This is a genomic window from Streptomyces sp. NPDC052012 (genome assembly GCF_040689265.1).
GTDB lineage: Bacteria > Actinomycetota > Actinomycetes > Streptomycetales > Streptomycetaceae > Streptomyces.
In genome coordinates, this window is the sequence record NZ_JBFAXA010000005.1 from 172,887 (window position 1) to 196,497 (window position 23,611).

23 protein-coding genes and 1 tRNA gene are annotated in these 23,611 nt (G+C 72.4%); 11 read left to right on the forward strand and 13 right to left on the reverse strand.

Annotation, left to right across the window (positions count from 1 at the left end):
- Position 1: 1 nt before the first annotated feature.
- Positions 2-613, reverse strand: coding sequence for a TMEM175 family protein (locus AB0412_RS12380; RefSeq protein ID WP_366402486.1), 612 nt, complete (start codon positions 611-613; stop codon positions 2-4).
- Between the two features lie 49 nt (positions 614-662).
- A complete protein-coding gene (locus tag AB0412_RS12385; protein ID WP_366402487.1) occupies positions 663-1,697 on the reverse strand; it encodes a LacI family DNA-binding transcriptional regulator in 1,035 nt (344 codons plus the stop codon).
- A 104-nt stretch (positions 1,698-1,801) separates the two neighbouring features.
- Here AB0412_RS12385 and AB0412_RS12390 point away from each other — a divergent pair, with 104 nt between their 5' ends.
- From AB0412_RS12390 to AB0412_RS12400, 3 genes are all read left to right on the forward strand, one after another.
- Positions 1,802-2,929 carry a phytanoyl-CoA dioxygenase family protein gene (locus AB0412_RS12390; RefSeq protein WP_366402488.1) on the forward strand — a complete coding sequence of 376 codons (1,128 nt, stop codon included), beginning with the start codon at positions 1,802-1,804 and terminating at the stop codon, positions 2,927-2,929.
- 8 nt (positions 2,930-2,937) lie between these two features.
- Entirely contained in the window at positions 2,938-3,714 is a 777-nt protein-coding gene (locus AB0412_RS12395) for an SDR family oxidoreductase (RefSeq protein ID WP_366402489.1), read from the forward strand.
- Positions 3,715-3,830: 116 nt separating this feature from the next.
- Positions 3,831-4,835 carry a Gfo/Idh/MocA family oxidoreductase gene (locus tag AB0412_RS12400; protein WP_366402490.1) on the forward strand — a complete coding sequence of 335 codons (1,005 nt, stop codon included), beginning with the start codon at positions 3,831-3,833 and terminating at the stop codon, positions 4,833-4,835.
- 56 nt (positions 4,836-4,891) lie between these two features.
- Here the strand turns inward: AB0412_RS12400 and AB0412_RS12405 are convergent, their stop codons facing one another.
- The 5 genes from AB0412_RS12405 to AB0412_RS12425 are packed head-to-tail and all read right to left on the reverse strand — an operon-like array spanning position 4,892 to position 9,850.
- Entirely contained in the window at positions 4,892-5,911 is a 1,020-nt protein-coding gene (locus tag AB0412_RS12405; protein ID WP_366402491.1) for a Gfo/Idh/MocA family oxidoreductase, read from the reverse strand.
- A 22-nt stretch (positions 5,912-5,933) separates the two neighbouring features.
- Entirely contained in the window at positions 5,934-6,836 is a 903-nt protein-coding gene (locus AB0412_RS12410; protein WP_366402492.1) for a sugar phosphate isomerase/epimerase, read from the reverse strand.
- Between the two features lies 1 nt (position 6,837).
- Positions 6,838-7,749 (reverse strand): ATP-binding cassette domain-containing protein, encoded by a 912-nt coding sequence (locus AB0412_RS12415; protein WP_366402493.1) that lies wholly within the window; start codon positions 7,747-7,749, stop codon positions 6,838-6,840.
- Positions 7,750-7,754: 5 nt separating this feature from the next.
- A complete protein-coding gene (locus AB0412_RS12420; RefSeq protein ID WP_366402494.1) occupies positions 7,755-8,831 on the reverse strand; it encodes an ABC transporter permease in 1,077 nt (358 codons plus the stop codon).
- Positions 8,831-9,850, reverse strand: a complete 1,020-nt coding sequence (locus AB0412_RS12425; RefSeq protein WP_366402495.1) for a sugar ABC transporter substrate-binding protein — start codon at positions 9,848-9,850, stop codon at positions 8,831-8,833. Before AB0412_RS12425 ends, AB0412_RS12420 begins: the two co-directional genes overlap by 1 nt.
- A 340-nt stretch (positions 9,851-10,190) precedes the next feature.
- On the opposite strand from AB0412_RS12425, the gene iolC reads away from it, so the two are divergent.
- From iolC to AB0412_RS12450, 5 genes are read left to right on the forward strand one after another with little or no spacing between them, the layout of a single operon-like run.
- Entirely contained in the window at positions 10,191-11,183 is a 993-nt protein-coding gene (gene iolC, locus AB0412_RS12430; protein ID WP_366402496.1) for a 5-dehydro-2-deoxygluconokinase, read from the forward strand.
- 13 nt (positions 11,184-11,196) lie between these two features.
- Complete coding sequence (locus AB0412_RS12435) at positions 11,197-12,072, forward strand: deoxyribose-phosphate aldolase (protein ID WP_366402497.1); 876 nt, start codon at positions 11,197-11,199, stop codon at positions 12,070-12,072.
- Between the two features lie 27 nt (positions 12,073-12,099).
- Positions 12,100-12,993 (forward strand): 5-deoxy-glucuronate isomerase, encoded by an 894-nt coding sequence (gene iolB / locus AB0412_RS12440; protein ID WP_366402498.1) that lies wholly within the window; start codon positions 12,100-12,102, stop codon positions 12,991-12,993.
- Complete coding sequence (iolD, locus tag AB0412_RS12445) at positions 12,990-14,867, forward strand: 3D-(3,5/4)-trihydroxycyclohexane-1,2-dione acylhydrolase (decyclizing) (protein ID WP_366402499.1); 1,878 nt, start codon at positions 12,990-12,992, stop codon at positions 14,865-14,867. Before iolB ends, iolD begins: the two co-directional genes overlap by 4 nt.
- A gap of 32 nt (positions 14,868-14,899) precedes the next feature.
- Positions 14,900-15,685 carry a GntR family transcriptional regulator gene (locus tag AB0412_RS12450; RefSeq protein WP_366402500.1) on the forward strand — a complete coding sequence of 262 codons (786 nt, stop codon included), beginning with the start codon at positions 14,900-14,902 and terminating at the stop codon, positions 15,683-15,685.
- Here the strand turns inward: AB0412_RS12450 and AB0412_RS12455 are convergent.
- From AB0412_RS12455 to AB0412_RS12465, 3 genes are all read right to left on the reverse strand, one after another.
- The gene (locus AB0412_RS12455; protein ID WP_366402501.1) at positions 15,675-16,478 is read right to left on the reverse strand and encodes a DUF427 domain-containing protein; all 804 of its coding nucleotides are present in this window, start codon (positions 16,476-16,478) and stop codon (positions 15,675-15,677) included. The genes AB0412_RS12450 and AB0412_RS12455 overlap by 11 nt on opposite strands.
- A 69-nt stretch (positions 16,479-16,547) precedes the next feature.
- Positions 16,548-17,213 (reverse strand): NUDIX domain-containing protein, encoded by a 666-nt coding sequence (locus tag AB0412_RS12460; RefSeq protein WP_366402502.1) that lies wholly within the window; start codon positions 17,211-17,213, stop codon positions 16,548-16,550.
- Between the two features lie 82 nt (positions 17,214-17,295).
- Positions 17,296-17,369 (reverse strand) — tRNA-Pro (locus tag AB0412_RS12465).
- Between the two features lie 100 nt (positions 17,370-17,469).
- Here AB0412_RS12465 and AB0412_RS12470 point away from each other — a divergent pair.
- Complete coding sequence (locus tag AB0412_RS12470; protein WP_366402503.1) at positions 17,470-18,006, forward strand: DUF309 domain-containing protein; 537 nt, start codon at positions 17,470-17,472, stop codon at positions 18,004-18,006.
- Positions 18,007-18,313: 307 nt separating this feature from the next.
- A complete protein-coding gene (gene cobF / locus AB0412_RS12475) occupies positions 18,314-19,087 on the forward strand; it encodes a precorrin-6A synthase (deacetylating) (protein WP_366402504.1) in 774 nt (257 codons plus the stop codon).
- A 6-nt stretch (positions 19,088-19,093) separates the two neighbouring features.
- Here the strand turns inward: cobF and AB0412_RS12480 are convergent, their stop codons facing one another.
- Positions 19,094-19,843, reverse strand: a complete 750-nt coding sequence (locus tag AB0412_RS12480) for a cobalt-precorrin-6A reductase (RefSeq protein ID WP_366402505.1) — start codon at positions 19,841-19,843, stop codon at positions 19,094-19,096.
- A gap of 248 nt (positions 19,844-20,091) precedes the next feature.
- Between AB0412_RS12480 and AB0412_RS12485 the strand changes: the two genes are divergently transcribed.
- Entirely contained in the window at positions 20,092-21,495 is a 1,404-nt protein-coding gene (locus tag AB0412_RS12485) for a diacylglycerol kinase family protein (RefSeq protein WP_366402506.1), read from the forward strand.
- 10 nt (positions 21,496-21,505) lie between these two features.
- Here AB0412_RS12485 and AB0412_RS12490 read toward each other — a convergent pair whose 3' ends face one another.
- Positions 21,506-22,273, reverse strand: coding sequence for a sulfite exporter TauE/SafE family protein (locus AB0412_RS12490; protein WP_366402507.1), 768 nt, complete (start codon positions 22,271-22,273; stop codon positions 21,506-21,508).
- A 67-nt stretch (positions 22,274-22,340) separates the two neighbouring features.
- Positions 22,341-23,528 (reverse strand): thiolase family protein, encoded by a 1,188-nt coding sequence (locus AB0412_RS12495; RefSeq protein WP_366402508.1) that lies wholly within the window; start codon positions 23,526-23,528, stop codon positions 22,341-22,343.
- Between the last annotated feature and the right edge of the window lie 83 nt (positions 23,529-23,611).

Here is a 23,611-nt window from a genome sequence, read left to right on the forward strand (position 1 = left end):
GTCAGCGGGCCGATTCCGCACGCCGGCCCAGCCACACCTTGACGGGGATCAGCACGAGCCACCACCACATGGCCGCGGACCCCATGAACAGGGCCAACGGAATGGTCACGAGGAACACCACCACCGTGGAGCCCATGTCCAGCGCGGAGGTCGTCACGTCCCGCCGCGGCTCCCCGTCCCCGTAGAGCCAGGGGCGCCGGGTGATGAGGAGCAGGAGAGCGAGGTGGACGGCGCCGAGTGCCGCGACCGCCGCCGAGTAGATGACGACCGAGAGGCGTTGGTGGCCGTACTCCGAGACCAGGACGGTGGGGAAGGGCACCAGTGCCGCGAGGCCCAGACCGAGGAGGGTCAGGGAGATCACCTGGGCGTCCACCTGCCGGACGGCGTGGAACAGCATGCGGTGGTCGCGCCAGAAGCCGGCCAGCACGAACAGGCTGATCGCGTAGGCGCCCAGGTTGGGCAGCAGTTCGCGCAGGGCTTCGTGGTACTGCCCGGAGTTCAGTCCCGGCGGCACGGAGAGGTCCAGGACGAGCAGGGTGATGGCGATGGCGAAGACGCCGTCGGCGAGCGTCACCAGCCGCTCGGGCCCGCCTTCCGCGGTGCGTTTGCTCATGCGCACGACGGTAGGCAGCACCGGCCGGCCACCGCCCGATGACACGACGTCAGCCCGTCATCGTCTGCGGCGGCATGTTGTACGGCGTCACCACCTGGATCGCGGAGGGCAGGGTCGGCCCGGCGGGCGGCAGGGCGCCGTGGGCGCGCATCACGATGTGGCAGGCCTCGCGCAGGTCGTGGCGCAGGTCGTGATGGAGCACGGCGGACAGCCGGTGCTCGCGCAGCAGCCGGGTGTTGTCGTGGTCGAGGTCGTGCGCGATGTACACCGAGCACTCCCGGCCGGCGTCCTCGAAGGCCCTGAGGGTGGCGACGTTGCCGCCGCCGATCGAGTAGACGGCGCGGATCTGCGGGTCGCGGTCCAGGGCGGCGCGTACGAGGTCGTACTGCGTGGCGTCGAGGCCCTGCCCCTCGGCGATCTCGACCAGGGTGTGCTCGGGGTGCCGGGCGCGCATGGCGCTGCGGAAGCCCATCTCGCGCTCCTCCTCGTTGCGGAAGAAGCCGCTGCTGAGGCTGGTGAGCACATGGGCGGGACGGTCGCCGAGCCACTGGCCCATGAGGTACGCGGCGGTCGCGCCCGCCGCGCGGTTGTCGCTGCCGACATGGCCGATCCGGGCGCTCGCGGGCAGATCGGTCACCAGGGTCACCACGGGGATGCCGGCCGCCGCGAGACGCCCCACGGCCGCGGTGACCTCGGGGACGTCCGGCGCCTTGAGGATCACTCCCTGCGAACCGCGCCGGCCGATCCGGTCGAGGGTGGCGATCAGTTCCGCCGCGGGACCCGTCTCGCGGAAGTGGAAGCGGGAGCGGACCACCGCCGGGTGCAGGGACGGCAGTTCGGCCTCCAGCGCCGCCCGTACGGCGGTGGAGAACCGCTCGGGCGACTGCATCACGATGTCCACCATGAACGTGCGGCCGACGAGGCGGACCTGGGTGCGCTGCCGGTCGAGGTCGGCGATCGCCCGGTGCACCTCCTGCGCGGTGCTCTCCCGCACCCCGCCCCTGCCGTTGAGCACGCGGTCGACGGTGGCCTCGCTCAGCCCTGCCTGACGTGCGATCTCCCGGATCGGGAAGGGGTGGCCCATCTCGGCTCCTGAGGGGTTTTTGATGGATCGCTGATGGTTGTTCGAGGGGTTTGTACTGACAAGAATGGCAGAGCCGAGTCGCTCCGTGACCTGAAAGGACGAGGATGTCCTTCTCCCCTGACCTGGACGCCTTCCGCGCGCTGGTCGAGCAGCCGACCGACCCCACGGCCCATCCGCACGCCTCAGCCGTGCGGGACGGGGTGCTCCTCTACGACGCCGATCGCCTGGCCGGCACGGACCGGCGGGAGATCCGGGCCGAGCTGGTGGCCGCCCTCGCCGACGGGCCCGGCATCGTGGTGGTGCGGGGCGCGTTCCCCGACCCGGCCGTGGTCGACCGGGCGACAGCCGTGTTCGACGCCCTGATCGCCGAGCAGCGCGCATCGGGCGCGACGGCCGGTGACCACTTCGCCGTGCCGGGCGCCAACGACCGCGTGTGGAACGCGCTGGAGAAGGCGGCCCTGCACGACCCGGAGGCGTTCGCCGACTACTACGCCAACGACGTCGTCGCGCTGGTGTCCTCCGCCTGGCTGGGCCCCGGCTACCAGATCACCTCGCAGATCAACGTGGTCAACCCGGGCGGCGCGGCGCAGAGCCCGCATCGCGACTACCACCTGGGGTTCCTGAGCGACGAGGCGGCTGCCGCGTATCCACCGCACGTGCACCGCCTCTCGCCCGTGCTCACCCTGCAGGGCGCGGTCGCGCACTGCGACATGCCCGTCGAGTCGGGACCGACGTTGTATCTGCCGCACTCGCAGAAGTACGAGCCCGGGTATCTCGCCTGGCGGCGCCCGGAGTTCCGCGCGTACTTCGACGAGCACCATGTGCAGCTCCCGCTCGCCAAGGGCGACGCGGTGTTCTTCAATCCCGCCCTGTTCCACGCGGCCGGGGCCAACCGCTCCGCGGACATCCGGCGCATGGCCAACCTGCTCCAGGTGTCCTCGGCGTTCGGGCGGGCCATGGAGACGGTGGACCGGGAGGCCGTGGTGAACGCGGTCTATCCGGTGCTGCTCAAGCGCAGGGCCGAAGGGGTCGGTGAGCGGTGGCTGGAGAACGTGGTCGCGGCGAGCGCCGAGGGCTACCCCTTCCCCACCAACCTCGACAACGACCCGCCGGTCGACGGTCTGGCCCCGCCCTCGCAGGCGGACCTCGTACGGCGGGCCCTGCGTGAGGAACGGACGCCGGAGGCACTCCGGGCGGAGCTGCGGGCCGGTGCCGAACGGCGAGAGAGCTGAGGGATTTCGTGGGACTTCTCGACGACAGGATCGCCCTGGTCAACGGCGGCACCCAGGGTGTGGGCGCCGCGATCGCCCGGGCCGCCGTACGCGAGGGGGCGGTCGTCGCCGTCACGGGACGGCGGCCCGAGCCCGGTGAGGCCCTGGTGGGCGAGCTGGCCGCCGCGGGCGGCAAGGCGATGTTCGTGCGCGCCGACCTGGCGGACGCCGAGCAGGCGAGGACGGCCGTCGCGGAGGTGGTGCGGGCGTACGGCCGGGTGGACTGCCTGGTGAACTCCGCCGGGCTGACGTCGCGGGGCACGCTGCTGGACACCACGCCGGAGCTGTTCGACCAGCACATCGCCATCAATCTGAAGGCGCCGTTCTTCGCCATGCAGGCGGCCGTCGCGGACATGGTGCGGCGCGAGGAGCCGGGCACCGTCGTCAACATCATCACCTCGTCCGCGCACGGCGGGCAGCCTTTCCTGGCGCCGTACGTCGCCGCGAAGGCGGGGCTCATGGGCCTCACCCGGAACGCGGCGCACGCCCACCGGTGGGACCGGATCCGGATCAACGGCCTGAACATCGGCTGGACCGCGACGGAGGGGGAGGACGCGACGCAGCGGGCGTTCCACGGGGCGGGGGACGACTGGCGCGAGGTGGCTGCCGCCAGGTTGCCGATGGGGAAGTTGGGGCAGCCTGAGGAGATTGCCGAGTTTGTGGTGTTCTTGCTGTCGGAGCGGTCCGGGGTGGTGACCGGGTCCGTGATCGATTGGGATCAGAACGTCCTGGGCGGTCTCGACTGAGGAGTTGCCACGTGTGGTCGCCGGTCGAGTGCGGGTGTGTTGTGGCTGGTCGCGCAGTTCCCCGCGCCCCTGTCGGGGCGCTGAAGTCACCCCTAGTTCAAGGAGCAAGGCTCATTATGCGCATCGGAATTCTCGGGGTCGGTCGTATCGGTGCCTTTCATGCCGAGACCCTCTCCCGGCTCGACGTCGTCGACTCGCTTGTTGTCAGTGATCCGTTCGCGGAGGCCGCCAAGGCCGCCGCCGAGCGGTTCGGGGCGGACGTCGTGGACTCGCCCGAGGCGCTGCTCGCCGCCGGCGTGGACGGCATCGTCGTCGCCGCCGCCACCGACGCCCATCCCGCGCTGATCCTGGCCGGGGTCGAGGCCGGGGTGCCCGTCTTCTGCGAGAAGCCCGTCGCGAGGACCATGAGCGAGGGCGTCGACGTGCTCGAGGCGGTCGCGGGGCGGGACGTGCCGGTGCAGATCGGTTTCAACCGGCGCTTCGACGCCGGGTTCGTCGCCGCGCGGGCCGCCGTGCGGGGCGGGGAGCTGGGCACGGTGCACACCGTGCGCTCGACCACCCTGGATCCCGCTCCCCCGCCCGCCGCCTACATCGCCGCCTCCGGGGGCATCTTCCGGGACTGTTCGGTGCACGACTTCGACATCATCCGCTGGGTGACGGGCCGTGAGGTGACCGAGGTGTACGCGGTCGGCGGCAACCGGGGGGCCGACTACATCGCGGCCGCGGGCGACGCGGACACCACCGGTGCCGTGCTCACCTTGGACGACGGGACGATCGCGGTGGTGTCCAACTCCCGGCACAACGGCCGGGGTTACGACGTGCGCATGGAGATCCACGGGTTCGAGGACTCCGTCGCGGTCGGTCTGGAGGACAAGCTGCCGCTCAGGTCGGTGGAGCCGGGGGTGGGCTTCCCCGCCGGTACGCCGCACGACTTCTTCATGGACCGCTTCACCGCGGCCTACCGCGCCGAACTCACCGCGTTCACCGAGGTCGTGGTCGGGACCCGGCCCTCGCCGTGCACGGTGGCGGACGCGCTGGAGGCGGGCTGGATCGCGGAGGCGTGCACGCTGTCGCTGCGCAAGCACCGGCCCGTGACGATCGAGGAGGTACGGCAGGCGTGAGCACCGCGTGAACGGGCCCGCCCCCTTCGCAGGGGGCGGGCCCGTTTCCTGTCGTGTCAGCGGTAGAGGGGTGGTTTCGCGATGAGTTCGACCTCCACCCGGCCGCCCTCCTCCAGCGCCCGCATCCCGGCCTCGCACACCGCGGCCGCCGCGTAGCCGTCCCAGGTGCTCGGGCCGGTGACCTCGCCGCGGCGGGTGCTGTCCACCCACGCCTGGAGCTCGTCGTCGTAGGCCTGGGCGAAGCGTTCGGTCCAGTCCTGGGCGACGGTGCCGCCCCAGCGGCCGGCCATGTGGGTGATCAGGGCGTGACCGTCGCCGATGCGGGCGGTGCCGCGTTCGCAGACCAGCTCGGCCTGGACCTGATAGCCGAAGCCGCAGTTGACGAAGATCTCGACGTCGGAGATCGCGCCGCCGTCGGTCTCCAGGACGACGAACTGCGGGTCGCTCAGGCCCTCCGGGGCGCCGCCCGACGGGGTGGGGCGCAGGACGGTGACCGCGGTGATCTCGTGGCCGAGGAGCCAGCGGGTGGCGTCGACCTCGTGGGCGACGGAGTCGCTGATGAGCATGGAGCTGGTGAAGAAGGGCGGGCTGGCCACGTTGCGGTGGCGGTTGTGCAGCATCAGGGGGCGGCCCAGCTGCCCCGTGGTGAGCAGGGCCTTCAGCTTCACGTACTCGGCGTCGTAGCGGCGCATGAAGCCGACCTGGACGCGGCGGTGGCCGAGGGCCTGTTCGGCTTCCAGGACGCGCAGCGCCGAGGCCGCGTCGGGGGTGAGCGGCTTCTCGCACAGCACGGGCAGGTCGCGCTCGAACGCGGCGAGCAGCGCGGCCTCGTGGGCCGGCCCGGGGGAGGCGATGAGGACGGCGTCGACGTCGGCCGCCGCCATCGCGGCGGCCGGGTCGGTGTGGGCGGTGCAGCCGTCGATGCTCGCGGCCACGGTCTTGGCACGCTCGGCGTCGATGTCGGCCACGGCGGCGACCCGGGCGCCGCTGATGACGCGGTCGATGCGGCGCACGTGGTCGGCGCCCATGCGGCCGGTGCCGATGACGGCGATGCCCAGGGGCTCGCGGCGGTTCATGGCGTGGTGCCCTCTCTGGTCGTCAGGCGCCGCACGAGCGGAGGAACCTGCGGGTGCGCACCGCGATCGGCAGCGGCTTGTCCGGCTCGCAGGGGTACATGTCCTGCTCGACGATGGCGAACAGGTCCACGCCCAGCTTCTGGGCGGCGGTGAGGACCGGACCCAGCTCCGGTACGCCGGCGGGCGGTTCGCACATCACGCCGCGCTGGACGGCGGGCCCGAACGGGATCTCGTTCTTCACGACGTCGGCGAGGATGTCCGGGTCGACCTGCTTGAGGTGCAGGTAGCCGATGCGCTCGCCGTAGGTCTCGATCAGCTTGACGCTGTCGCCGCCGCAGTAGGCGTAGTGGCCAGTGTCCAGGCAGAGGCTGACCAGGTCGGAGTCGGTGGAGTCCAGGAAGCGCTCGACGTGTTCCTCGGTGTCGATGTGGGTGTCGGCGTGCGGGTGGACGACGATGTCCAGGCCGTACTTCTCCCGTACCTCGTGGCCGAGGCGTTCCATGCCCCGGGTGAGGTGGCCCCACTGTTCGGTGGTGAGCTCCGGGGGTTCGAGGATCTCGGCGGTCTTGTCGTCGCGCCAGAAGGAGGGGATGACGACGAGGTGCCGCGCGCCCATGGCCTGGGTGAGCGCGGCGACGCGGCTGACCTGTTCCCAGGTGGAGTCCCACTCGGAGGGGCCCCGGTGCAGTCCGCAGAAGATGGTGCCCGCGGACACCTTGAGATTCCGCTTGGTCACCTCGTCGGTGAGGCGGGCCGGGTCGGTGGGGAGGTAGCCGTAGGGGCCGAGTTCGATCCAGGAGTAGCCGGCCTCGGCGACCTCGTCGAGGAACCGCTGCCAGGGCACCTGCCGGGGGTCGTCGGGGAACCAGACGCCCCAGGAGTCGGGGGCGGAGCCGACCCGGATGCGGTCGAGCGCGAGGGCCATGTCAGGACCTTCCTTCCGGGGATGCGGCCGCGGGGGCCTGGAGGTCCGCCTCCTCGGGGAGCTCCTCGACGTCGACGCCGCGGACCTGGGCGAGTTCGTGCTTGAGCGCGGCGAGTTCGGCGCCGCCCGCCATGTGGTTGGTCAGCTCCTCGAGGCTGACCTCGCTGCGGTCGGCGGACAGTTCCATGGTGCCCAGGCGCAGCACGCTGAAGTGGTCGCCGACCATGTAGGCGTGGTGCGGGTTGTGGGTGATGAAGATGACGCCGAGGCCGCGGTCGCGGGCCATGGCGATGTACTTCAGGACCACTCCGGACTGCTTGACGCCGAGGGCGGCGGTCGGCTCGTCGAGGATGAGGACGCGGGCGCCGAAGTAGACGGCGCGGGCGATGGCGACGCACTGGCGCTGGCCGCCGGAGAGCGTGCCGATGGGCTGCTCCATGTCGTCCAGGACGATGCCCATGTTGCGCAGTTCCTCGTCGGCGGTCCGCTTCATCCGCTCGATGTCGAGGCGGCGCACGGGCCAGGGGCCCTTGGTCATCTCGGAGCCGAGGAAGAAGTTGCGCCACACCGGCATCAGGGGGACGACGGCGAGGTCCTGGTAGACGGTGGCGATGCCCCGGTCGAGGGCCTCGCGCGGGGTGGAGAAGCGCACCGCCTCGCCGTCGACGAGGAACTCGCCCTCGGTGTGCTGGTGCAGCCCCGAGACGATCTTGATGAGGGTGGATTTTCCGGCGCCGTTGTCGCCGAGGACGCAGGTCACCCTGCCGGGGTGGACGGTGAGGTCGACGCCGTGCAGGGCGCGGATGTTGCCGTAGGACTTGCCTGCGCCGCGCAGTTCGACCAGGGGGCGGTCGCCGTCGGGTGCGGTGTCCTTCAGGACGGCGCCGTGGGTGCCGGTGGTCTTGTCGGTCATTGCGGTCACCTCCGGGTCGCCGTGCGCTGGACCCACAGATTGATGAGGACGGCGCCGAGCAGCATCACGCCGAGGAAGGCCTTGAACCAGTCGGGGTTCCAGCCGGCGTAGACGATGCCCTGCTGCACCATGCCGAACATGAAGGCGCCGAAGACGGGGCCGATCGCCGAGCCGGCGCCGCCGGTGAGCAGACAGCCGCCGATGACGGCCGCGGCGATGTAGATCAGCTCCTGTCCGACGCCCTCGCCGGACTGCACGGTGTTGAAGGAGAACAGGTTGTGCATGCCGACGAACCAGGCGCCGAAGCCGACCAGCATGAACAGCGAGATCTTGGTGAAGGTGACGGGGACGCCGACCGCGCGGGCGGACTCCTTGTTGCCGCCCACCGCGAAGATCCAGTTGCCGTACTTGGTGCGCAGCAGCACCCAGGTGGCGAGGGCGGCGAAGACCAGCCACCACACGACGGTGATCTTCACCTGGACGCCGGCGACGTCGAAGCTGGAGGCGAAGATCGCCTTGGCCTGGTCGAAGCCGTCCATGTCGCTGATGCTGTCGGTGGCGACGTTGCCGGTGACCAGTTTGGTGACGGCGAGGTTGACGCCTTGCAGGATCAGGAAGGTGCCGAGGGTGACGAGGAAGCTGGGCAGGCCCGTCTTGATCAGCATCCAGCCGTTGAACAGCCCGATGCCGAGCGAGACCGCGAGGGCGACGATCACGCCGACCCACACGTTCAGGGTGAGCTGGTAGCTCAGCATGCTCGCGGTCAGCGCCGAGGTGATCACCGCGACACCGGCCGACAGGTCGAACTCGCCGCCGATCATCAGCAGGGCCACGGGCAGCGCCATGATCCCGATGGTCGACGACTGGTACAGGATGTTCGCCATCGAGCTGCCGTCGCGTACCGGCGGCGCGGCGAACAGGAAGAACACCAGGACGGCCACCGCGCCGAGGAACACACCGACCTCGGGCCGGGCGAGGAGCCGCAGCGCCGGCGAGCGCCGCGCGGTCCGGCCGTCCGTCTGCTTCGGGCCGGGGGCCGGCGGTGTGGTCACCGCCGGCTCAGCCTGTCGCGTCATGCTCATCACCGAGTGCCCTTCGCGGCGAACTCCGAGATCGCGTCGACGTTGGACTTGTCGACGAACGCCGGGCCGGTCAGCACCGGCTGCTCACCGCCGCCGCTGTAGTTGCCGTTGTTCTTGTAGAGCCACAGGCCGTCGACGGCGAGGTAGCCCTGGAGGTAGGGCTGCTGGTCGACGGCGAACTGGATCTCGCCGTCCTTGATCGCCGAGGTCAGCTGCTTGTTCAGGTCGAACGTGGCGACCTTCGCCTCGCTTCCGGCGTCGCCCACCGACTGCACCGCGGTCGGCGCGAAGGGGGCACCGAGGGTGACGACGTAGTCGATGTCGGAGTTCTGCTTCAGCTTGGCGGTGATCGTCGACTTCACCGAGGGCATGTCGGTGCCGTTGACGTTGAGGATCTCGGTCGTGCCCTCGAAGGTCTTCTTCACGCCGTCGCAGCGCTGGGTGAGGCCGACGTTGCCCTGCTCGTGGATGACACAGACGGCGTTCTTCGCGCCGACCTCGTTGAGCTTCTTGCCGAACGCCTCGCCCGCGACGGACTCGTCCTGGCCGAAGAACTCCAGCAGGCCGAGGTCCTTCCAGTCGCTCAGCCCGGAGTTGAGGCCGACGACGGGTATGCCCGCGGCCTCCGCCTTGCCGATGACGCCCTTGAGCGCGTCGGGCTTGGCGAGGGTGACGGCGATGCCGTCGACCTTCTGGTCGATGGCGTTCTGCACCAGGTTGGCCTGGTTGCCCGCGTTCGGGTCGGCGGAGTAGACGAGTTTGATGTTGTCCTTGGCGGCTGCGGCCTCGGCGCCCTTGCGGACGATGTCCCAGAAGGTGTCGCCCGGCGCCTGGTGCGTGACCAGGGCGACCGTCATCCGGGGCGTGTTCGCCTTGCCCGCCGAGGCGTCGGCTCCGCCCTCCTCGGCCTTCTTGCCTCCGGAGCTGCTGGAGCAGCCGGCGAGGGTCAGGGCGGCTGCCGCGGCCACGGCGACGAACGGCGCGACTCTGCGGGAGCGAATGTGAGAAGAGCGGTCCATCTGTCCTGCACCTCACTGTGGTACGCGGGGAATGGGAGGGGGCTGCGGGAGCTGCGGGGCTGCGGATCCCGGAGTGCCGGGCCGGAGCCTCGGGATCCGGGTCGTGTGCCATGGAGAACGGCTGTCGTGCTGGGACCGGATCCAATCCCCTGCCGCGTTCTCTGTCAATACTTTGTTAAGACATCATTTCACGAGCTAGTCCGAATGTAAGTACAAACTATTGACAGCGCTGCCCTCCGAGACCTACACCTGGGAGGCGGCAGGTCCCCGGAACCACGCCCCCACCGTGGCAGGGCGCCCTGGGACCCGCATCCCCAAGAGCCTCGAGGAGCGTCGCTCAATGGCCGACTCACCACAGTATTTCGACCTGATCACCATGGGCCGCATCGGGGTCGATCTTTATCCCCTGCAGACCGGTGTGCCCCTGTCGCAGGTGGAGACGTTCGGGAAGTTCCTCGGCGGCTCGGCCGCGAACGTCGCCGTCGCCGCCGCCCGCCTCGGCCGCTCCGCCGCGGTGATCACCCGCACCGGCGACGACCCCTTCGGCGTCTATCTGCACGAGGCCCTCAAGGACTTCGGCGTCGACGACCGCTGGGTCACCCCGGTCGCCGCGTACCCGACGCCGGTCACCTTCTGCGAGATCTTCCCGCCGGACGACTTCCCGCTGTACTTCTACCGCCGGCCCAAGGCTCCCGACCTGGAGATCCACACCCGTGAACTCGACCTGGCCGCGATCCGCGCGGCCGGGATCTTCTGGATCACCGGCACCGGTCTGAGCGAGGAGCCGAGCCGCTCCGCCACGCTCGACGCGCTGGCGGCCCGCGCGAAGGCGGGCACCACGGTCTTCGACCTCGACTGGCGCCCGATGTTCTGGCGCGACCCCGACCAGGCCCGCCCGTACTACCGCGAGGCCCTGCGCCACGCCACGGTCGCGGTCGGCAACCTCGACGAGTGCGAGATCGCCACGGGTCTGCGTGAGCCCTCCGCCTGCGCCGAGGCGCTGCTGGCGGCCGGTGTGGAGCTGGCGGTGGTCAAACAGGGGCCCAAGGGCGTGCTCGCGGTGCACCGCGACGGCACCCGGGCCGAGGTGCCGCCGGTGCCCGTCGAGGTGGTCAACGGCCTCGGCGCGGGCGACGCCTTCGGCGGCTCCCTGTGCCACGGCCTGCTGTCCGGCCGGTCCCTGGAGCAGACCATGCGCCACGCCAACGCCGCCGGTGCCCTCGTCGCCTCCCGCCTCGCCTGCTCGTCCGCCATGCCGACGCAGGACGAGATCGCGGACCTCCTCGCGCGGGCCGCGTCGCCGGGTGCGGCGAACCGGCCGAGCCAGTCCTGAACGGAGCCCTTCCTTGAACCTCAGCATCTCCGACCTCACCTCGGTGCGGGCCCGGCATCCCGAGGCCGTCGCGGAGGCCGCCGCCCGCCGGGTGCGCCGGCCGCTGCTCGGCGACAGCGGGCGGCTGATGATCGTGGCCGCCGACCACCCCGCCCGGGGCGCGCTCGGCGTCGGCGGCCGGCCGTTGGCCATGGCCAACCGCGCCGAGCTGCTGGAGCGGCTGTGCGTCGCGCTGTCCCGGCCCGGTGTCGACGGGGTGCTGGCCACCGCCGACATCCTGGAGGACCTGCTGCTGCTCGGAGTGCTGGACGACAAGGTCGTCATGGGGTCGATGAACCGGGGCGGTCTGGCGGGCGCGGCCTTCGAGATGGACGACCGGTTCACCGGCCACCGCGCCGAGGACATCGAGCGGCTCGGCTTCGACGCGGGCAAGCTGCTGGTCCGCATCGACTACGACGACCCCGGCTCGCTGGCGACGCTGGAGTCGACCGCCCGCGCCATCGACGCCATGGCCGCGCGCCGGCTCCCGGTGTTCGTCGAGCCGTTCATCTCCCGCCGCGTCGACGGCCGGGTCCGCAACGACCTGTCGGCCGAGGCCGTCACCCGCTCCATCGCCATCGCCTCCGGCCTCGGCGGGACCTCCGCCTACACCTGGCTGAAGCTGCCCGTCACCGACCACGCCGACGACATGGCCGAGGTCCTGCAGAGCTCCACGCTGCCCGTCGTCCTGCTCGGCGGCGAGGTCGGCGACCAGGAGGCCGCCTACGAGCGGTGGGGCAAGGCACTGCGGCTGCCCACCGTCCGGGGCCTGGTCGTCGGCCGGTCGCTGCTCTACCCGGCCGAGGGCAGCGTGGAGCAGGCGGTGGACACCGCCGTCGGCCTGTTGTGAGACGCCCGTCGTGACGAAAGGGAACCCATGACGTATCACCTTCCCGCGGGCAAGGCGCACGCCGGCCCCTACATCGTCGACGTGAGCCCCGAGACGGCCGGCTGGGAGTACTCCGGTCTGCGCGTCCTTCGGCTGCCGCCGGGCGGCACCCACACCCTCGACACCGGCGAGAGCGAGTGGATCGTGCTCCCGCTGGCCGGAGGCTGCACGGTCACCTGCGCGGACGACTTCGGCCACGACACCTTCGAACTCACCGGCCGGGCGAGCGTGTTCGACGGGGTCAGCGACTTCGCCTACCTGCCGCGCGACGCCCGCGCCACCGTGACGTCGGCCTCGGGCGGACGGTTCGCGCTCACCGGCGCGCGCTGCACCCGCCGGCTGCCCGCCCGCTACGGTCCGGCCTCCGCCGTCCCCGTGGAGCTGCGCGGCACCGGCACCTGCTCCCGGCAGGTCAACAACTTCGGGGCGGCGGGTGTGTTCGACTGCGACAAGCTGATCGCGGTCGAGGTGATCACCCCGGGCGGCAACTGGTCGTCGTTCCCTCCCCACAAGCACGACGAGCACCGCCCCGGCGAGGAGTCCGTGCTGGAGGAGATCTACTACTTCGAGTTCGCCGGCCACGACGGCATCCCCGGCCTCGGCTACCAGCGGGTCTCCCCCTCCGGCCCCGGCCGCGAGACGGACGTGCTGGCCGAGGTGCGCGACGGCGACGTCGTCCTCATCCCGAACGGCTGGCACGGGCCGTCCATGGCCGTGCCGGGCCACCACATGTACTACCTCAACGTCATGGCGGGCCCCGAGGCCGAACGCGCCTGGCTGATCTGCGACCACCCCGACCACGCCTGGATCCGCGACACCTGGCCGGACCAGCCGGTCGACCCCCGACTGCCCCTCTACACCGCACCGGAGAGGTCCCTATGAGCGCCGCCACCCGCCGACTGACCACCGCCCAGGCGCTGGTGCGGTTCCTCGCCGCCCAGTACACCGAGCGCGACGGCGTGCGGCGCCGGCTGATCGCCGGCACCTGGGGCATCTTCGGCCACGGCAATGTCGCGGGCATCGGGCAGGCGCTCGTCGAGTACGCCGAGGTCATGCCGTACCACCAGGGCCGCAACGAGCAGTCGATGGTGCACGCGGCCGTCGGTCACGCCCGCCAGCTGAACCGGCTGTCCGCACAGGCCGTGACGACCTCCATCGGTCCCGGGGCGACCAACCTGGTCACCGGCGCCGCCCTCGCCACCATCAACCGCCTGCCCGTCCTGCTGCTCCCCGGCGACTACTTCGCCTCGCACGCCGCCGACCCGCTGCTCCAGCAGCTGGAGCACCCGGTCGAGGCCGACGTGTCGGTCAACGACACCCTGCGCCCGGTCTCCCGCTACTTCGACCGGATCACCCGCCCCGAGGCGCTGATCCCCTCGGCCCTGAACGCCGTGCGCGTGCTCGCCGACCCGGCGGAGACCGGCGCGGTGACCCTCGCCCTCCCCCAGGACGTGCAGGCGGAGGCGTACGACTGGCCGGAGGAGTTCTTCGCCGAGCGCGTCTGGTACGTACGCCGCCCGGCGCCGGACCCGGTGGAGCTGAGCGCCGCCGTGACCGCCGTACGGTCCGCCCGGCGCCCGCTGATCATCGCGGGCGGCGGGGTCCACCACAGCGAGGCCGAGGAGGCGCTGCGGGCGCTCGCCGACGCCACCGGCATCCCGGTCGCCTCCACCCAGGCCGGCAAGGGCTCCCTGCGCCACGACCACCCCGCCGACCTCGGCGGCATCGGGCACACCGGCACCGCGGTGAGCGACGACCTCGCCCGCACCGCCGACCTGGTGATCGGCGTGGGCACCCGCTACACCGACTTCACCACCGCCTCCGGCACCCTCTTCCAGCACCCGGACGTCCGGTTCCTCAACCTCAACATCACCGGTTTCGACGCGCACAAGCTGGCGGCGCGCACCCTGGTCTGCGACGCGCGCACGGGCCTCGAGCAGCTGACACAGGCCCTGGCCGGACACCGGGTGGACGCGGCCTACAAGGCCGAGTACCGGGCCGGGAAGGAGCGCTGGGAGCAGGTCGTCGAGGACGCCTTCCGCGCGGCGGACGAGCACGCCGTACCGACCCAGACGCAGGTGCTCGGCGTGCTCGACGCGATCGTGGGCGACGACGACGTGGTGATCAACGCGGCCGGTTCGCTCCCCGGCGACCTGCACAAGCTGTGGCGCTCGCGCGGCCCGCGCCAGTACCACCTGGAGTACGGCTACTCGTGCATGGGCTACGAGATCCCGGCCGCGATCGGTGTGCAGCAGGCCGCGCCCGGCACGCCCGTGTGGGCGCTGGTCGGCGACGGCACGTATCTGATGATGCCGACGGAGATCGTCACCGCGGTCCAGGAGCGCCTGCCGGTCAAGGTGGTCCTGATCCAGAACCACGGCTACGCCTCCATCGGCGGCCTGTCCGAGTCGGTGGGCGGCGAACGCTTCGGCACCGCCTACCGCCACCGGGACGCCGACGGCACGTTCACCGGCGCCCCGCTGCCGGTGGACCTCGCGGCCAACGCGGCCAGCCTCGGCATGGACGTGCTGCGCGCCAAGACCGTGCGGGAGCTGCGGCACGCGCTGGCCGAGGCGCGCACCAGCGACCGTCCGACCTGTGTGTACGTCGAGACCGACCCGGCCCCGACCGCTCCCCCGGCCGAGGCCTGGTGGGACGTGCCGGTGGCGGAGGTGGCCGCGCGCGAGTCCGCCGTCGCGGCCCGCGAGCGGTACGAGGCCCAGGTCGCCGCGCGCCGCCGCCACCTGTCGTCCTGATCATGACCGCGCGCTCCCGGGGAGGTACGTCCATGGCGAGGACCGGCCGCACCGCACGTCCCGCGACCGGATCCGCGCTCGGCGCGCTGGACCTCGCCCTGGACCGGGGCACTCCGGTGCCGCTGTACCACCAGCTCGCCCAGCAGCTGGAGGCGGCGATCGAGCGGGGCGTCCTCGCCCCGGGCGACCTCCTGGGCAACGAGGTCGACCTGTCGGTGCGCCTCGGCCTGTCCCGGCCGACCGTGCGCCAGGCGATCCAGTCGCTGGTCGACAAGGGCCTGCTGGTCCGCCGTCGCGGGGTCGGCACCCAGGTGGTGCACAGCCAGGTCAGACGCCCGCTGGAGCTGAGCAGCCTCTACGACGACCTGGAGGCGGCGGGGCAGTCCCCGGCCACGCGGGTCGTGCGCAACGAGCCCGTGCCGGCCGCGCCGGAGGTCGCCGCCGCCCTGCGCGTGGCCGAGGGCGGCGAGGTGATCCTCCTGGAGCGCCTGCGCAGCGCCCACGGTCAGCCGGTCGCCCTGCTGTGCAACTACCTCCCGGCGGGTCTGCTGGACCCGGACAGCGCCCGGCTGGAGGCGACCGGTCTGTACCGCATGATGCGCGCGGCCGGCATCACCCTGCACAGCGCCCGCCAGACCGTCGGCGCCCGCTCGGCCACGGCACGGGAGGCCGCCCGCCTCGACGAGAAGCGGGGCGCGGCGCTGCTGACCATGCAGCGCACGGCCTACGACGACACGGGCCGCCCGGTGGAGTACGGGATGCACATCTACCGGGCGTCCCGCTACGCCTTCGACTTCCAGCTGCTGGTCAGGGGGTGAGCGTGGCGCTGAACGGCGTCACCGGCCGCTCCAGGCGCTCGCCGTCCACGGTGAGGTCGACGACCTCGTTGTAGAAGGCGAGCCGGTCCTTGATCACGCTCACGGCCGGCAGCGGGTCGGGGTAGCTCCACAGGATGTCGGGTGGTACGCCCGCGCCGTCGCGCAGGGACCAGTAGCGGGCGATGCCCTTGTAGGGGCAGCGGCTGCTGTGGTCGGTGGGCTCGAACAGGTCCAGGCGTACGTCCTCGGACGGGAGGTAGTAGCGGGGCGGCAGCGACGTCTCGAACAGCACGACCGGAGCGCGCGTGTCGGCGACGACGGTGCCGTCGATCTCGACCCGGACGTGACGGCTGCTGGGCAGCGCGTCGACCCGTGAGTGCGGGTCCCGGGGGTGGACGAAGATCTCCTCGTCCTCCTCGTACCAGTGGTCGAGCCCCCGCTCGGGCCGCAGGAACCACTCGAAGGCGATGTGCCCGGCGAGGTCGTCGGCGGGGAACACCCAGGCCGCGTTCGGGCGCACGTCACCGTCGACCACGAGGTCGTAGAAGATCCGGGAACCGGTGTGCAGGCCCGTGCGCGGTCTCTCCGCGGGGCGCAGGAGATCGGTGCGCACGTCCTCGCGCGGGAACGCGTACTGGGGCACGGGCAGCTCCGGCTCCCAGACGAGCACGGGGCGGCGGCTGTCGACGACGGTGACGTCGCCCTTGCGGCCGCGCACCCAGCGCTCGGCGGGCTCCCACAGCAGGCCCTCGGGGGTGGCGCGCAGGGCTCGGGCGCCGGGGTGGGTGGTCATGGCGACGGCTCCCTTCCGGAAGGTCCGCTTACCTCTCCACGGTCCCACCCATCGGCGCGGACGTCTCCGTCACGCGCGCTGCGCGAAGGGTCCCCGCAGGGCCGCCCACTGGAGCAGCATGATGGTCTTCGCGTCGTTGATCTCGGTGCCGATCATGTCGAGGGCGCGCCGGAAGGGCAGTTCGAGGATCTCGATGTCCTCGCCCTCCTCACCGAGTCCCCCGCCCTCGTGGGTGCGGGTCGACGGGCCGTACTCGGCGGCGTAGAAGCTGACGCGCTCGGTGACGGAGCCGGGGCTCATGTAGACGTCGAAGACGTGCTGGACGGGGCCGATGGTGTGCCCGGTCTCCTCGACCACCTCGCGCCGCACGGCGATCTCCGGATGCTCGTCCTCGTCGTCGAGCAGGCCGCCCGGTGTCTCGATCAGCATGCCGTCGGGGTGGCCGTTGACGTACACGGGGAAGCGGAACTGGCGGGTGAGCAGCACCGTCTCGCGTCCGGTGTCGTACAGGAGCATGGTCGCGCCGTTGCCCCGGTCGTGCGTCTCGCGCTCCTGGGTGCTCCAGGTGCCGTCGGCGTGCTGGAAGTCGAAGACCGTGGTCCGCTCGACGTACCAGTGACTGGACAGCAGTCTCACGTCCCGGACCTTGACCCGGGGGTTGCCGGTGAGGTCCCGGCCGACCCGGTCGAGTCCGGTGCGGCCCCGGCGGTCGGGGGTGTCGATCCCGGCGGTCATGCCCGCTGCTCCCCTCCTGTGTGCACGTCCTGTGTGCACGCGAAGGCCCCGCGGGCCGAAGCCCGCGGGGCCTTTCACACCGTCGGGACGACAGGATTTGAACCTGCGACCCCTTGACCCCCAGTCAAGTGCGCTACCAAGCTGCGCCACGTCCCGGTGCTCTCACGCGCGGTGACCCGCGTGATCGCGCGAACAGCACTTTACCGCACGCCCCCGGCCGCGCCGAAGCGGGCCCGCACGCGCGACAATCGGCCCCATGGGCAGCACGGACGGCACACCGGCAGACACGGCCCCCGCCGCGCGGGACCGCGACAGCGAGGGGCGGGCGCGCAACGCCAGGCCCCGGGACGGGCTCGGACGGCCCCTGCCGTACGGGGCGCGGGGGGTGCCCCGCCAGCCCGAGGGGGTCGTGCGGCGGCCGGAGGAGAGTGTCGCCGAGGCGCAGCGGCTGCTGGACGAGGGCAAGCCGTTCCACGCGCACGAGGTGTTCGAGGACGCCTGGAAGTCGGGGCCGGAGGAGGAGCGTGAGCTGTGGCGCGGGCTCGCCCAGCTCGCGGTGGGGCTCACGCACGCGGCCCGCGGGAACGCCACGGGCGGGGCGCGGCTGCTGCGGCGCGGCGCGGGCGCGGTCGAGGAGTGGGCGCGCGGCGCGGGCGGGGGCGGAAGCCCGCACGGCATGGATCTGTCCGGTGTCGTCGCGTGGGCGCGTGACCTGGCGGCGGAGGTGGAGCGCGGTCCGGACGACCCGGTGGACGCGGCGGCCCACGCGCCGCGCCTGCGGGGCGCGGCCTAGGCACCCTGCCGAACGCGGTGCGCGCGGGCATCACCCGACGCCGTGCGCGCAGGACATCACCCGACACGGTCCGCGCAGGCATCACCCGACACCGTGCGCGCAGGACATCACCCGACACGGTCCGCGCAGGCATCACCCGACACCGTGCGCGCAGGACATCACCCGACGCGGTCCGCGCAGGCATCACCCGACGCCGTGCGCGCAGGACATCACCCGACGCGGTCCGCGCAGGCATCACCCGACGCCGTGCGCGCGGGCATCCCGGACGCGGTGCGCGTGGTGCAGTGGCGTGCGGCAGACTCGGGGCGTGCGAACCATTCATGTCATCGGTATCGGCGCGGGCGACCCCGACCAGCTGACCCTGCAGGCGGTCAAGGCGCTGCGGAGCACGGACGTGTTCTTCATCCTCGACAAGGGCGAGGTGAAGGCGGATCTGACCCGGCTGCGCCGGGACATGCTGGAGGCGCACGTACCGGAGGGCACGTACCGCGTCGTCCAGGCGCGCGACCCGGAGCGGGACCGGTCGGCCGGCGGCTCGGCCTACTCCCCCGCCGTCGGGGACTGGCGCAGCGCCCGCGCGGACATCTACGAGAAGCTGATCGCCGAGGAGCTGGGCGAGGACGAGACCGGCGCGTTCCTGGTCTGGGGGGATCCCTCGCTGTACGACAGCACGCTGGGGATCCTCCAGGAGGTGCTGGAGCGAGGCAGAGTCGGTTTCGCGTACGACGTCGTGCCCGGCATCAGCAGTGTCTCGGCGCTGGTCGCCCGGCACCGCACGGGGCTCAACCGCGTCGCGCGCCCGGTGCAGATCACCACGGGCCGCCGGCTCGCCGAGGGCTTCCCGGACGGCGTGGACGACGTGGTGGTGATGCTGGACGCCCACCAGACCTTCCGGCAGTACGCCGACGAGGACGTCGACATCTACTGGGGCGCGTACATCGGCACACCGGACGAGATCCTCGTCTCCGGTCCCCTCGCGGAGGCCGCTCCGCGCATCGAGCGGCTGCGGGCCGAGGCCCGCGAGCGCAAGGGCTGGATCATGGACACCTATCTGCTGCGGCGCCGGGTGGCGGACGAGTAGGCGGGGTCACCCCGGCAGGATCGCGCGCAGCCGGTCCAGGGCCGTCGCCACGTCCGGCACGGCGCACACCCCCCGCGGCAGGGGCGGGCGGCGGACCAGCACGACCGGCAGCCCGAGTGCCCGGGCGGCGGTGAGTTTCGGAGACGTCGCGGATCCGCCGCTGTCCTTGGTGACCAGGACGTCGATGCCGTGGTCGCGGAGCAGGGCGGTCTCGTCTGCGAGGGTGAAGGGGCCGCGGGCCAGCAGGGCGTGCGCGTGCGGCGGCACGGGCGGCTCGGGGGGCTCCACCGACCGTACGACGAAGTGGAGTTCCGTCAGGTGGGCGAAGGCGGCGAGCCCCAGCCGGCCCGTCGTGAGGAACACCCGGCGCCCCAGCCGGGGCAGCAGGTCGGCGGCGGCGTCCAGGGAGGGGACGGGGTGCCATACGTCCCCCGGGCCGGGCCGCCAGCCCGGTCGGCGCAGCACCACCAGGGGCAGCCCGGTCAGGTCGGCGGCCCGTGCCGCGTTGCCCGTGATCTGCTCGGCGAAGGGATGCGTGGCGTCGACCACCGCGCACACGCCCTGGGCGCGCAGCCAGTCGGCGAGCCCCTGGGCTCCGCCGAAGCCGCCGACACGCACCTCACCCGCGACCTCGCCCGGCCGTGTCACGCGCCCCGCGAGCGAGGTGGTGACCTTGGTACCGGGGCGGGAGGCCAGCTCGGCGGCGAGCTCACGCGCCTCGGTGGTGCCACCGAGGATCAGGACGTGGGGGGACATGGGGCCGAGCGTATGGGGCGGGCCTGCGCGGGGGCCGGCCGGGGTGCGTGTGCGAACCGCCGCCGGAAGCGCACCGCGGCGCATCTCGCATGCCCGGCGGTGCATGCCGCGTGACCGCTGGGCATACGCGCGGTGTGCCTCGGCGGGCGGACGCGGAAACCGCTGCCGGGCGGCGTGATCAGCAGCCGGAACTGTGCCGCGGCCCGGAGCCGGTACGACCTACGATGGCGCCGGCGACTGGAGGAGTCATGGCCGTGGACCTGAGCAGGCGGGCCTACCGTGTGCAGCGCTGGGCCGCGCGGGCGGCGCTGGCCGCGGCCACCGCCGCGGTGCTGGTGCCGTTGGTGTACGGAGGATGGCGCGGCCTGTTGCTGCTGCTGTGCGGTGCCGCCGGGCTGGCCCTGAGCGCGGCCGCGGTGTGGTGGACGCTGACCCTGCGCGGGCCGGTCAGGTGGCTTGCGGCGCTGATCGCCGTCTGCGTGCCGGCCGCCGTCGTCGCGCTGTTCGCCGCCACCTTGTTCTGGGCCCTGCTGGTGTCGCTGGCGCTGTGGGGCCTGGCGGTGGGCAGCGGCCGGTTCGCGCTCCGGGGCACGGGCGACGCCCTGCGGGAACGGGAGCGGCGCGCGCCGCCGCCCAGGCGGCCGGTGCTGATCATGAATCCGCGGTCGGGCGGCGGCAAGGTGGACCGCTTCGGGCTGCGGGAGAAGGCCGAACGGCTGGGTGCGCGGGTCGTGCTCTTCGACCCGGAGCGGGACGACGTCACCGAGCTGGCGCGGACCGCCGTGGCGGAGGGTGCGGATCTGCTGGGCGCCGCCGGAGGCGACGGCACCCAGGCGCTGGTCGCCGCCGTGGCCGCCGAGCACGACCTGCCGTTCCTCGTCATCAGCGCGGGAACCCGCAACCACTTCGCGCTGGACCTGGGGCTGGACCGAAGCGACCCCGCCGCCTGCCTCGACGCGCTCACCGACGGGGTGGAGCTGCGCGTGGACCTGGGTTTCGCCGCCGACCGGCCGTTCGTCAACAACGCCTCCTTCGGCGCGTACGCGGCGCTCGTGCAGAGTCCGGCCTACCGCGACGACAAGATCGGCACCAGCCTGGAGCTGCTGCCCGGCCTGCTCACCGGCCGGGAGGGGCCCCGGCTCACGGCTCGCGCGGGTGACACGGTGATCACCGCTCCGCAGGCGGTACTGGTCAGCAACAACCCGTACCGCACCGACGACCCCTTCGGGCTGGGCCGGCGGGAACGGCTCGACGCCGGTGTGCTCGGCGTCCTGGGCGTCAAGCTGGAGGGCGCCGTGGACTTCGCCGTGCTGCTGCTGGGTCCCGAGCCGGGCGGGCTCACCAACCTGACCGCTCCGGAGGTCGTCATCGAGGCGGACCGCCCGGAGATCGAGGTCGGTCTGGACGGGGAGGCGCTCGTCCTGCCGTCGCCGGTCGTGTGCCGTACCGCGCCGGGCGCGCTGCGGGTCCGTGTGCCGCGCAAGCGGCCCGGTGTCACCCGCGCCGTGCCGCGTCTGGACTGGCGGCGGCTGCGCAAGCTGGCGGCGACGGTCGGCCGCACGGCCGCGCCGCATCGGCGGCACCGGGACGCTGCGCACACCGAACCGGCTCAGGCCGCGGAGCCGACCGAGCCGACGGAACGGATCGGCTGACGGGGCCGGCTCAGCGCAGCAGCAACTGCACTGCGCCCAGCACCGTCGCCGCGATCACCAGCTGCTCGAACAGCCGCTGGTTGATCCGGTCCACGGCCCATTTCCCGATCAGCGCGCCGGGCACCACGAACAGCACCAGCGCGGCGTCGAGCAGCAGCGACCCGGCGTCGATCAGTCCCAGTCCCGCGCTGAACGGCAGCTTGGACGTGTTGACGATCAGGAAGAAGAAGGCCGACGTTCCGAGGAAGCCCAGCTTCCGGAAGCCCGCGGAGAGCAGGTACATCGACATCACCGGGCCGCCCGCGTTGGCGACCATGGTGGTGAATCCGCCGAGGACGCCGTAGGAGCGGGCCTTGGCCCGGCCGGCGCGGCTGGCGACCGCGTCCGGCTCCTCCTCGGCCTCCGCCCGGCGCCGCCGCCACACCGTCACTCCGGCCATCAGCAGCAGAATGGCGCCGATCGACCTGCGGACGACCTGGTCGTCGGCCCACATCAGGAAGACGGTGCCGACGACGACACCCGCCGCGACGGCCGGGAACAGCCGCCACAGCGTGGGCCAGTGGGCGTGCCGGCGGTAGGTGAGCACGGCGAGCACGTCACCGGCGATCAGGATGGGCAGCAGCACCCCGGTGGAGGCGCGGGCGGGCAGCACCGCGGCGAAGATGGCGAGGCTGACGGTGTTGGCCCCGCTGACGGCGGTCTTGGAGAACCCGACGAGCAGCGCCGCGAAAGCCAGCGCGGCGAACTCCCACCCGGTGAGCTGCGTGATCGTATCCATGCGGGGACCGATGCTATGTCCTGACAACCGGTCCTTGAAAGAAGCGTCTCGGCAACGCCTCCCGAAGCTAGTGCCGCTCCACCAGCACCGCGCTCCCCTGCCCCACGCCGACGCACATCGTCGCCAGCCCCCGTGACGCCCCCGTGCGCCGCATCCGGTGCAGCAGGGTCGTCAGGATGCGCGCGCCGGAGCATCCGAGGGGGTGGCCGAGGGCGATCGCGCCACCGGTCGGGTTGACCAGCTCGGGGTCGATCCCCAGCTCGTCCACGCAGGCCAGCGCCTGCGCGGCGAACGCCTCGTTGAACTCGGCCTCCTGGATGTCGCCGACGGCCCAGTCGGCGCGGGCCAGCGCCTTGCGGGTGGCGGGGACGGGGCCGATGCCCATGACGTCGGGGTGGACGCCCGCGGAAGCGCCGGCGACGTAGCGGCCGAGGGACTCCAGGCCGAGCTCGTTCAGGGCCTCCTCGCTGACCAGGATCAGTCCGGCCGCACCGTCGTTCATCGGGGAGGCGTTGCCCGCCGTGACGGAACCGCCCTGGCGGAACACCGGCTTCAGCCGGGCCAGCTTCTCCAGGGAGGTGTCCTCGCGGATGCACTCGTCGGCGTCCACGACGACGCCGTCGGGGCGTTCGACGGACAGCAGCTCGTCGTCGAAGTGGCCGTTCTTGCGGGCGTCGGCCGCGCGCTGGTGGCTGCGCAGCGCGAACTCGTCCTGGCGCTCGCGCGAGATGCCGTAGCGCGTCGCGACCTCCTCGGCCGTCTCGCCCATGGACAGCACGCCGTGGAGGTCCTTCATCGCGGGGTTGACCAGCCGCCAGCCGAGACGGGTGTCGGCGGTCTCCATGCGGTGCGGCAGGGCCTCGTCGGGGCGCGGCAGGACGAACGGGGCGCGGCTCATCGACTCGGAGCCGCCCGCGATCACGATGTCGGCCTCGCCCGCCGCGATGGTGCGGGCGGCGGTGGTGACGGCCTCGAGGCCGGAGGCGCACAGCCGGTTCACGGTGGCGCCGGGCACGGACTCGGGGAGCCCGGCGAGCAGCGCCGCCATGCGGGCCACGTTGCGGTTGTCCTCACCGGCCTGGTTGGCGGCGCCCCAGTAGACGTCGTCCACGCGGGCCGGATCCAGCGCGGGCACCTCGGCGATCAGGCCCCGGATGACGGCGGCCGCGAGGTCGTCGGGCCGCACCGGGGAGAGGGCTCCGCGCAGTTTGCCGATGGGGGTGCGGCGGGCGGCCGCGAAGTGGACGGGACGCACGAGGAGGACTCCTGACGGAAGCAGAGGGCTGTGCTGTTGCTGTGCTTGCTGTGTCGTGTCCGGTGGCTCTCTAAATTAGCACC

Excerpts from the sequence above, each read along its gene's own strand:
- AB0412_RS12380 (WP_366402486.1), bottom strand. The coding sequence starts at position 613 with ATGAGCAAACGCACCGCGGAAGGCGGGCCCGAGCGGCTGGTGACGCTC.
- AB0412_RS12385 (WP_366402487.1), bottom strand. The coding sequence starts at position 1,697 with ATGGGCCACCCCTTCCCGATCCGGGAGATCGCACGTCAGGCAGGGCTG.
- AB0412_RS12390 (WP_366402488.1), top strand. The coding sequence starts at position 1,802 with ATGTCCTTCTCCCCTGACCTGGACGCCTTCCGCGCGCTGGTCGAGCAG.
- AB0412_RS12400 (WP_366402490.1), top strand. The coding sequence starts at position 3,831 with ATGCGCATCGGAATTCTCGGGGTCGGTCGTATCGGTGCCTTTCATGCC.
- AB0412_RS12405 (WP_366402491.1), bottom strand. The coding sequence starts at position 5,911 with ATGAACCGCCGCGAGCCCCTGGGCATCGCCGTCATCGGCACCGGCCGC.
- AB0412_RS12410 (WP_366402492.1), bottom strand. The coding sequence starts at position 6,836 with ATGGCCCTCGCGCTCGACCGCATCCGGGTCGGCTCCGCCCCCGACTCC.
- AB0412_RS12415 (WP_366402493.1), bottom strand. The coding sequence starts at position 7,749 with ATGACCGACAAGACCACCGGCACCCACGGCGCCGTCCTGAAGGACACC.
- AB0412_RS12420 (WP_366402494.1), bottom strand. The coding sequence starts at position 8,831 with ATGAGCATGACGCGACAGGCTGAGCCGGCGGTGACCACACCGCCGGCC.
- AB0412_RS12425 (WP_366402495.1), bottom strand. The coding sequence starts at position 9,850 with ATGGACCGCTCTTCTCACATTCGCTCCCGCAGAGTCGCGCCGTTCGTC.
- iolC (WP_366402496.1), top strand. The coding sequence starts at position 10,191 with ATGGCCGACTCACCACAGTATTTCGACCTGATCACCATGGGCCGCATC.
- iolB (WP_366402498.1), top strand. The coding sequence starts at position 12,100 with ATGACGTATCACCTTCCCGCGGGCAAGGCGCACGCCGGCCCCTACATC.
- iolD (WP_366402499.1), top strand. The coding sequence starts at position 12,990 with ATGAGCGCCGCCACCCGCCGACTGACCACCGCCCAGGCGCTGGTGCGG.
- AB0412_RS12450 (WP_366402500.1), top strand. The coding sequence starts at position 14,900 with ATGGCGAGGACCGGCCGCACCGCACGTCCCGCGACCGGATCCGCGCTC.
- AB0412_RS12455 (WP_366402501.1), bottom strand. The coding sequence starts at position 16,478 with ATGACCACCCACCCCGGCGCCCGAGCCCTGCGCGCCACCCCCGAGGGC.
- AB0412_RS12460 (WP_366402502.1), bottom strand. The coding sequence starts at position 17,213 with ATGACCGCCGGGATCGACACCCCCGACCGCCGGGGCCGCACCGGACTC.
- AB0412_RS12470 (WP_366402503.1), top strand. The coding sequence starts at position 17,470 with ATGGGCAGCACGGACGGCACACCGGCAGACACGGCCCCCGCCGCGCGG.
- AB0412_RS12480 (WP_366402505.1), bottom strand. The coding sequence starts at position 19,843 with ATGTCCCCCCACGTCCTGATCCTCGGTGGCACCACCGAGGCGCGTGAG.
- AB0412_RS12485 (WP_366402506.1), top strand. The coding sequence starts at position 20,092 with ATGGCCGTGGACCTGAGCAGGCGGGCCTACCGTGTGCAGCGCTGGGCC.
- AB0412_RS12490 (WP_366402507.1), bottom strand. The coding sequence starts at position 22,273 with ATGGATACGATCACGCAGCTCACCGGGTGGGAGTTCGCCGCGCTGGCT.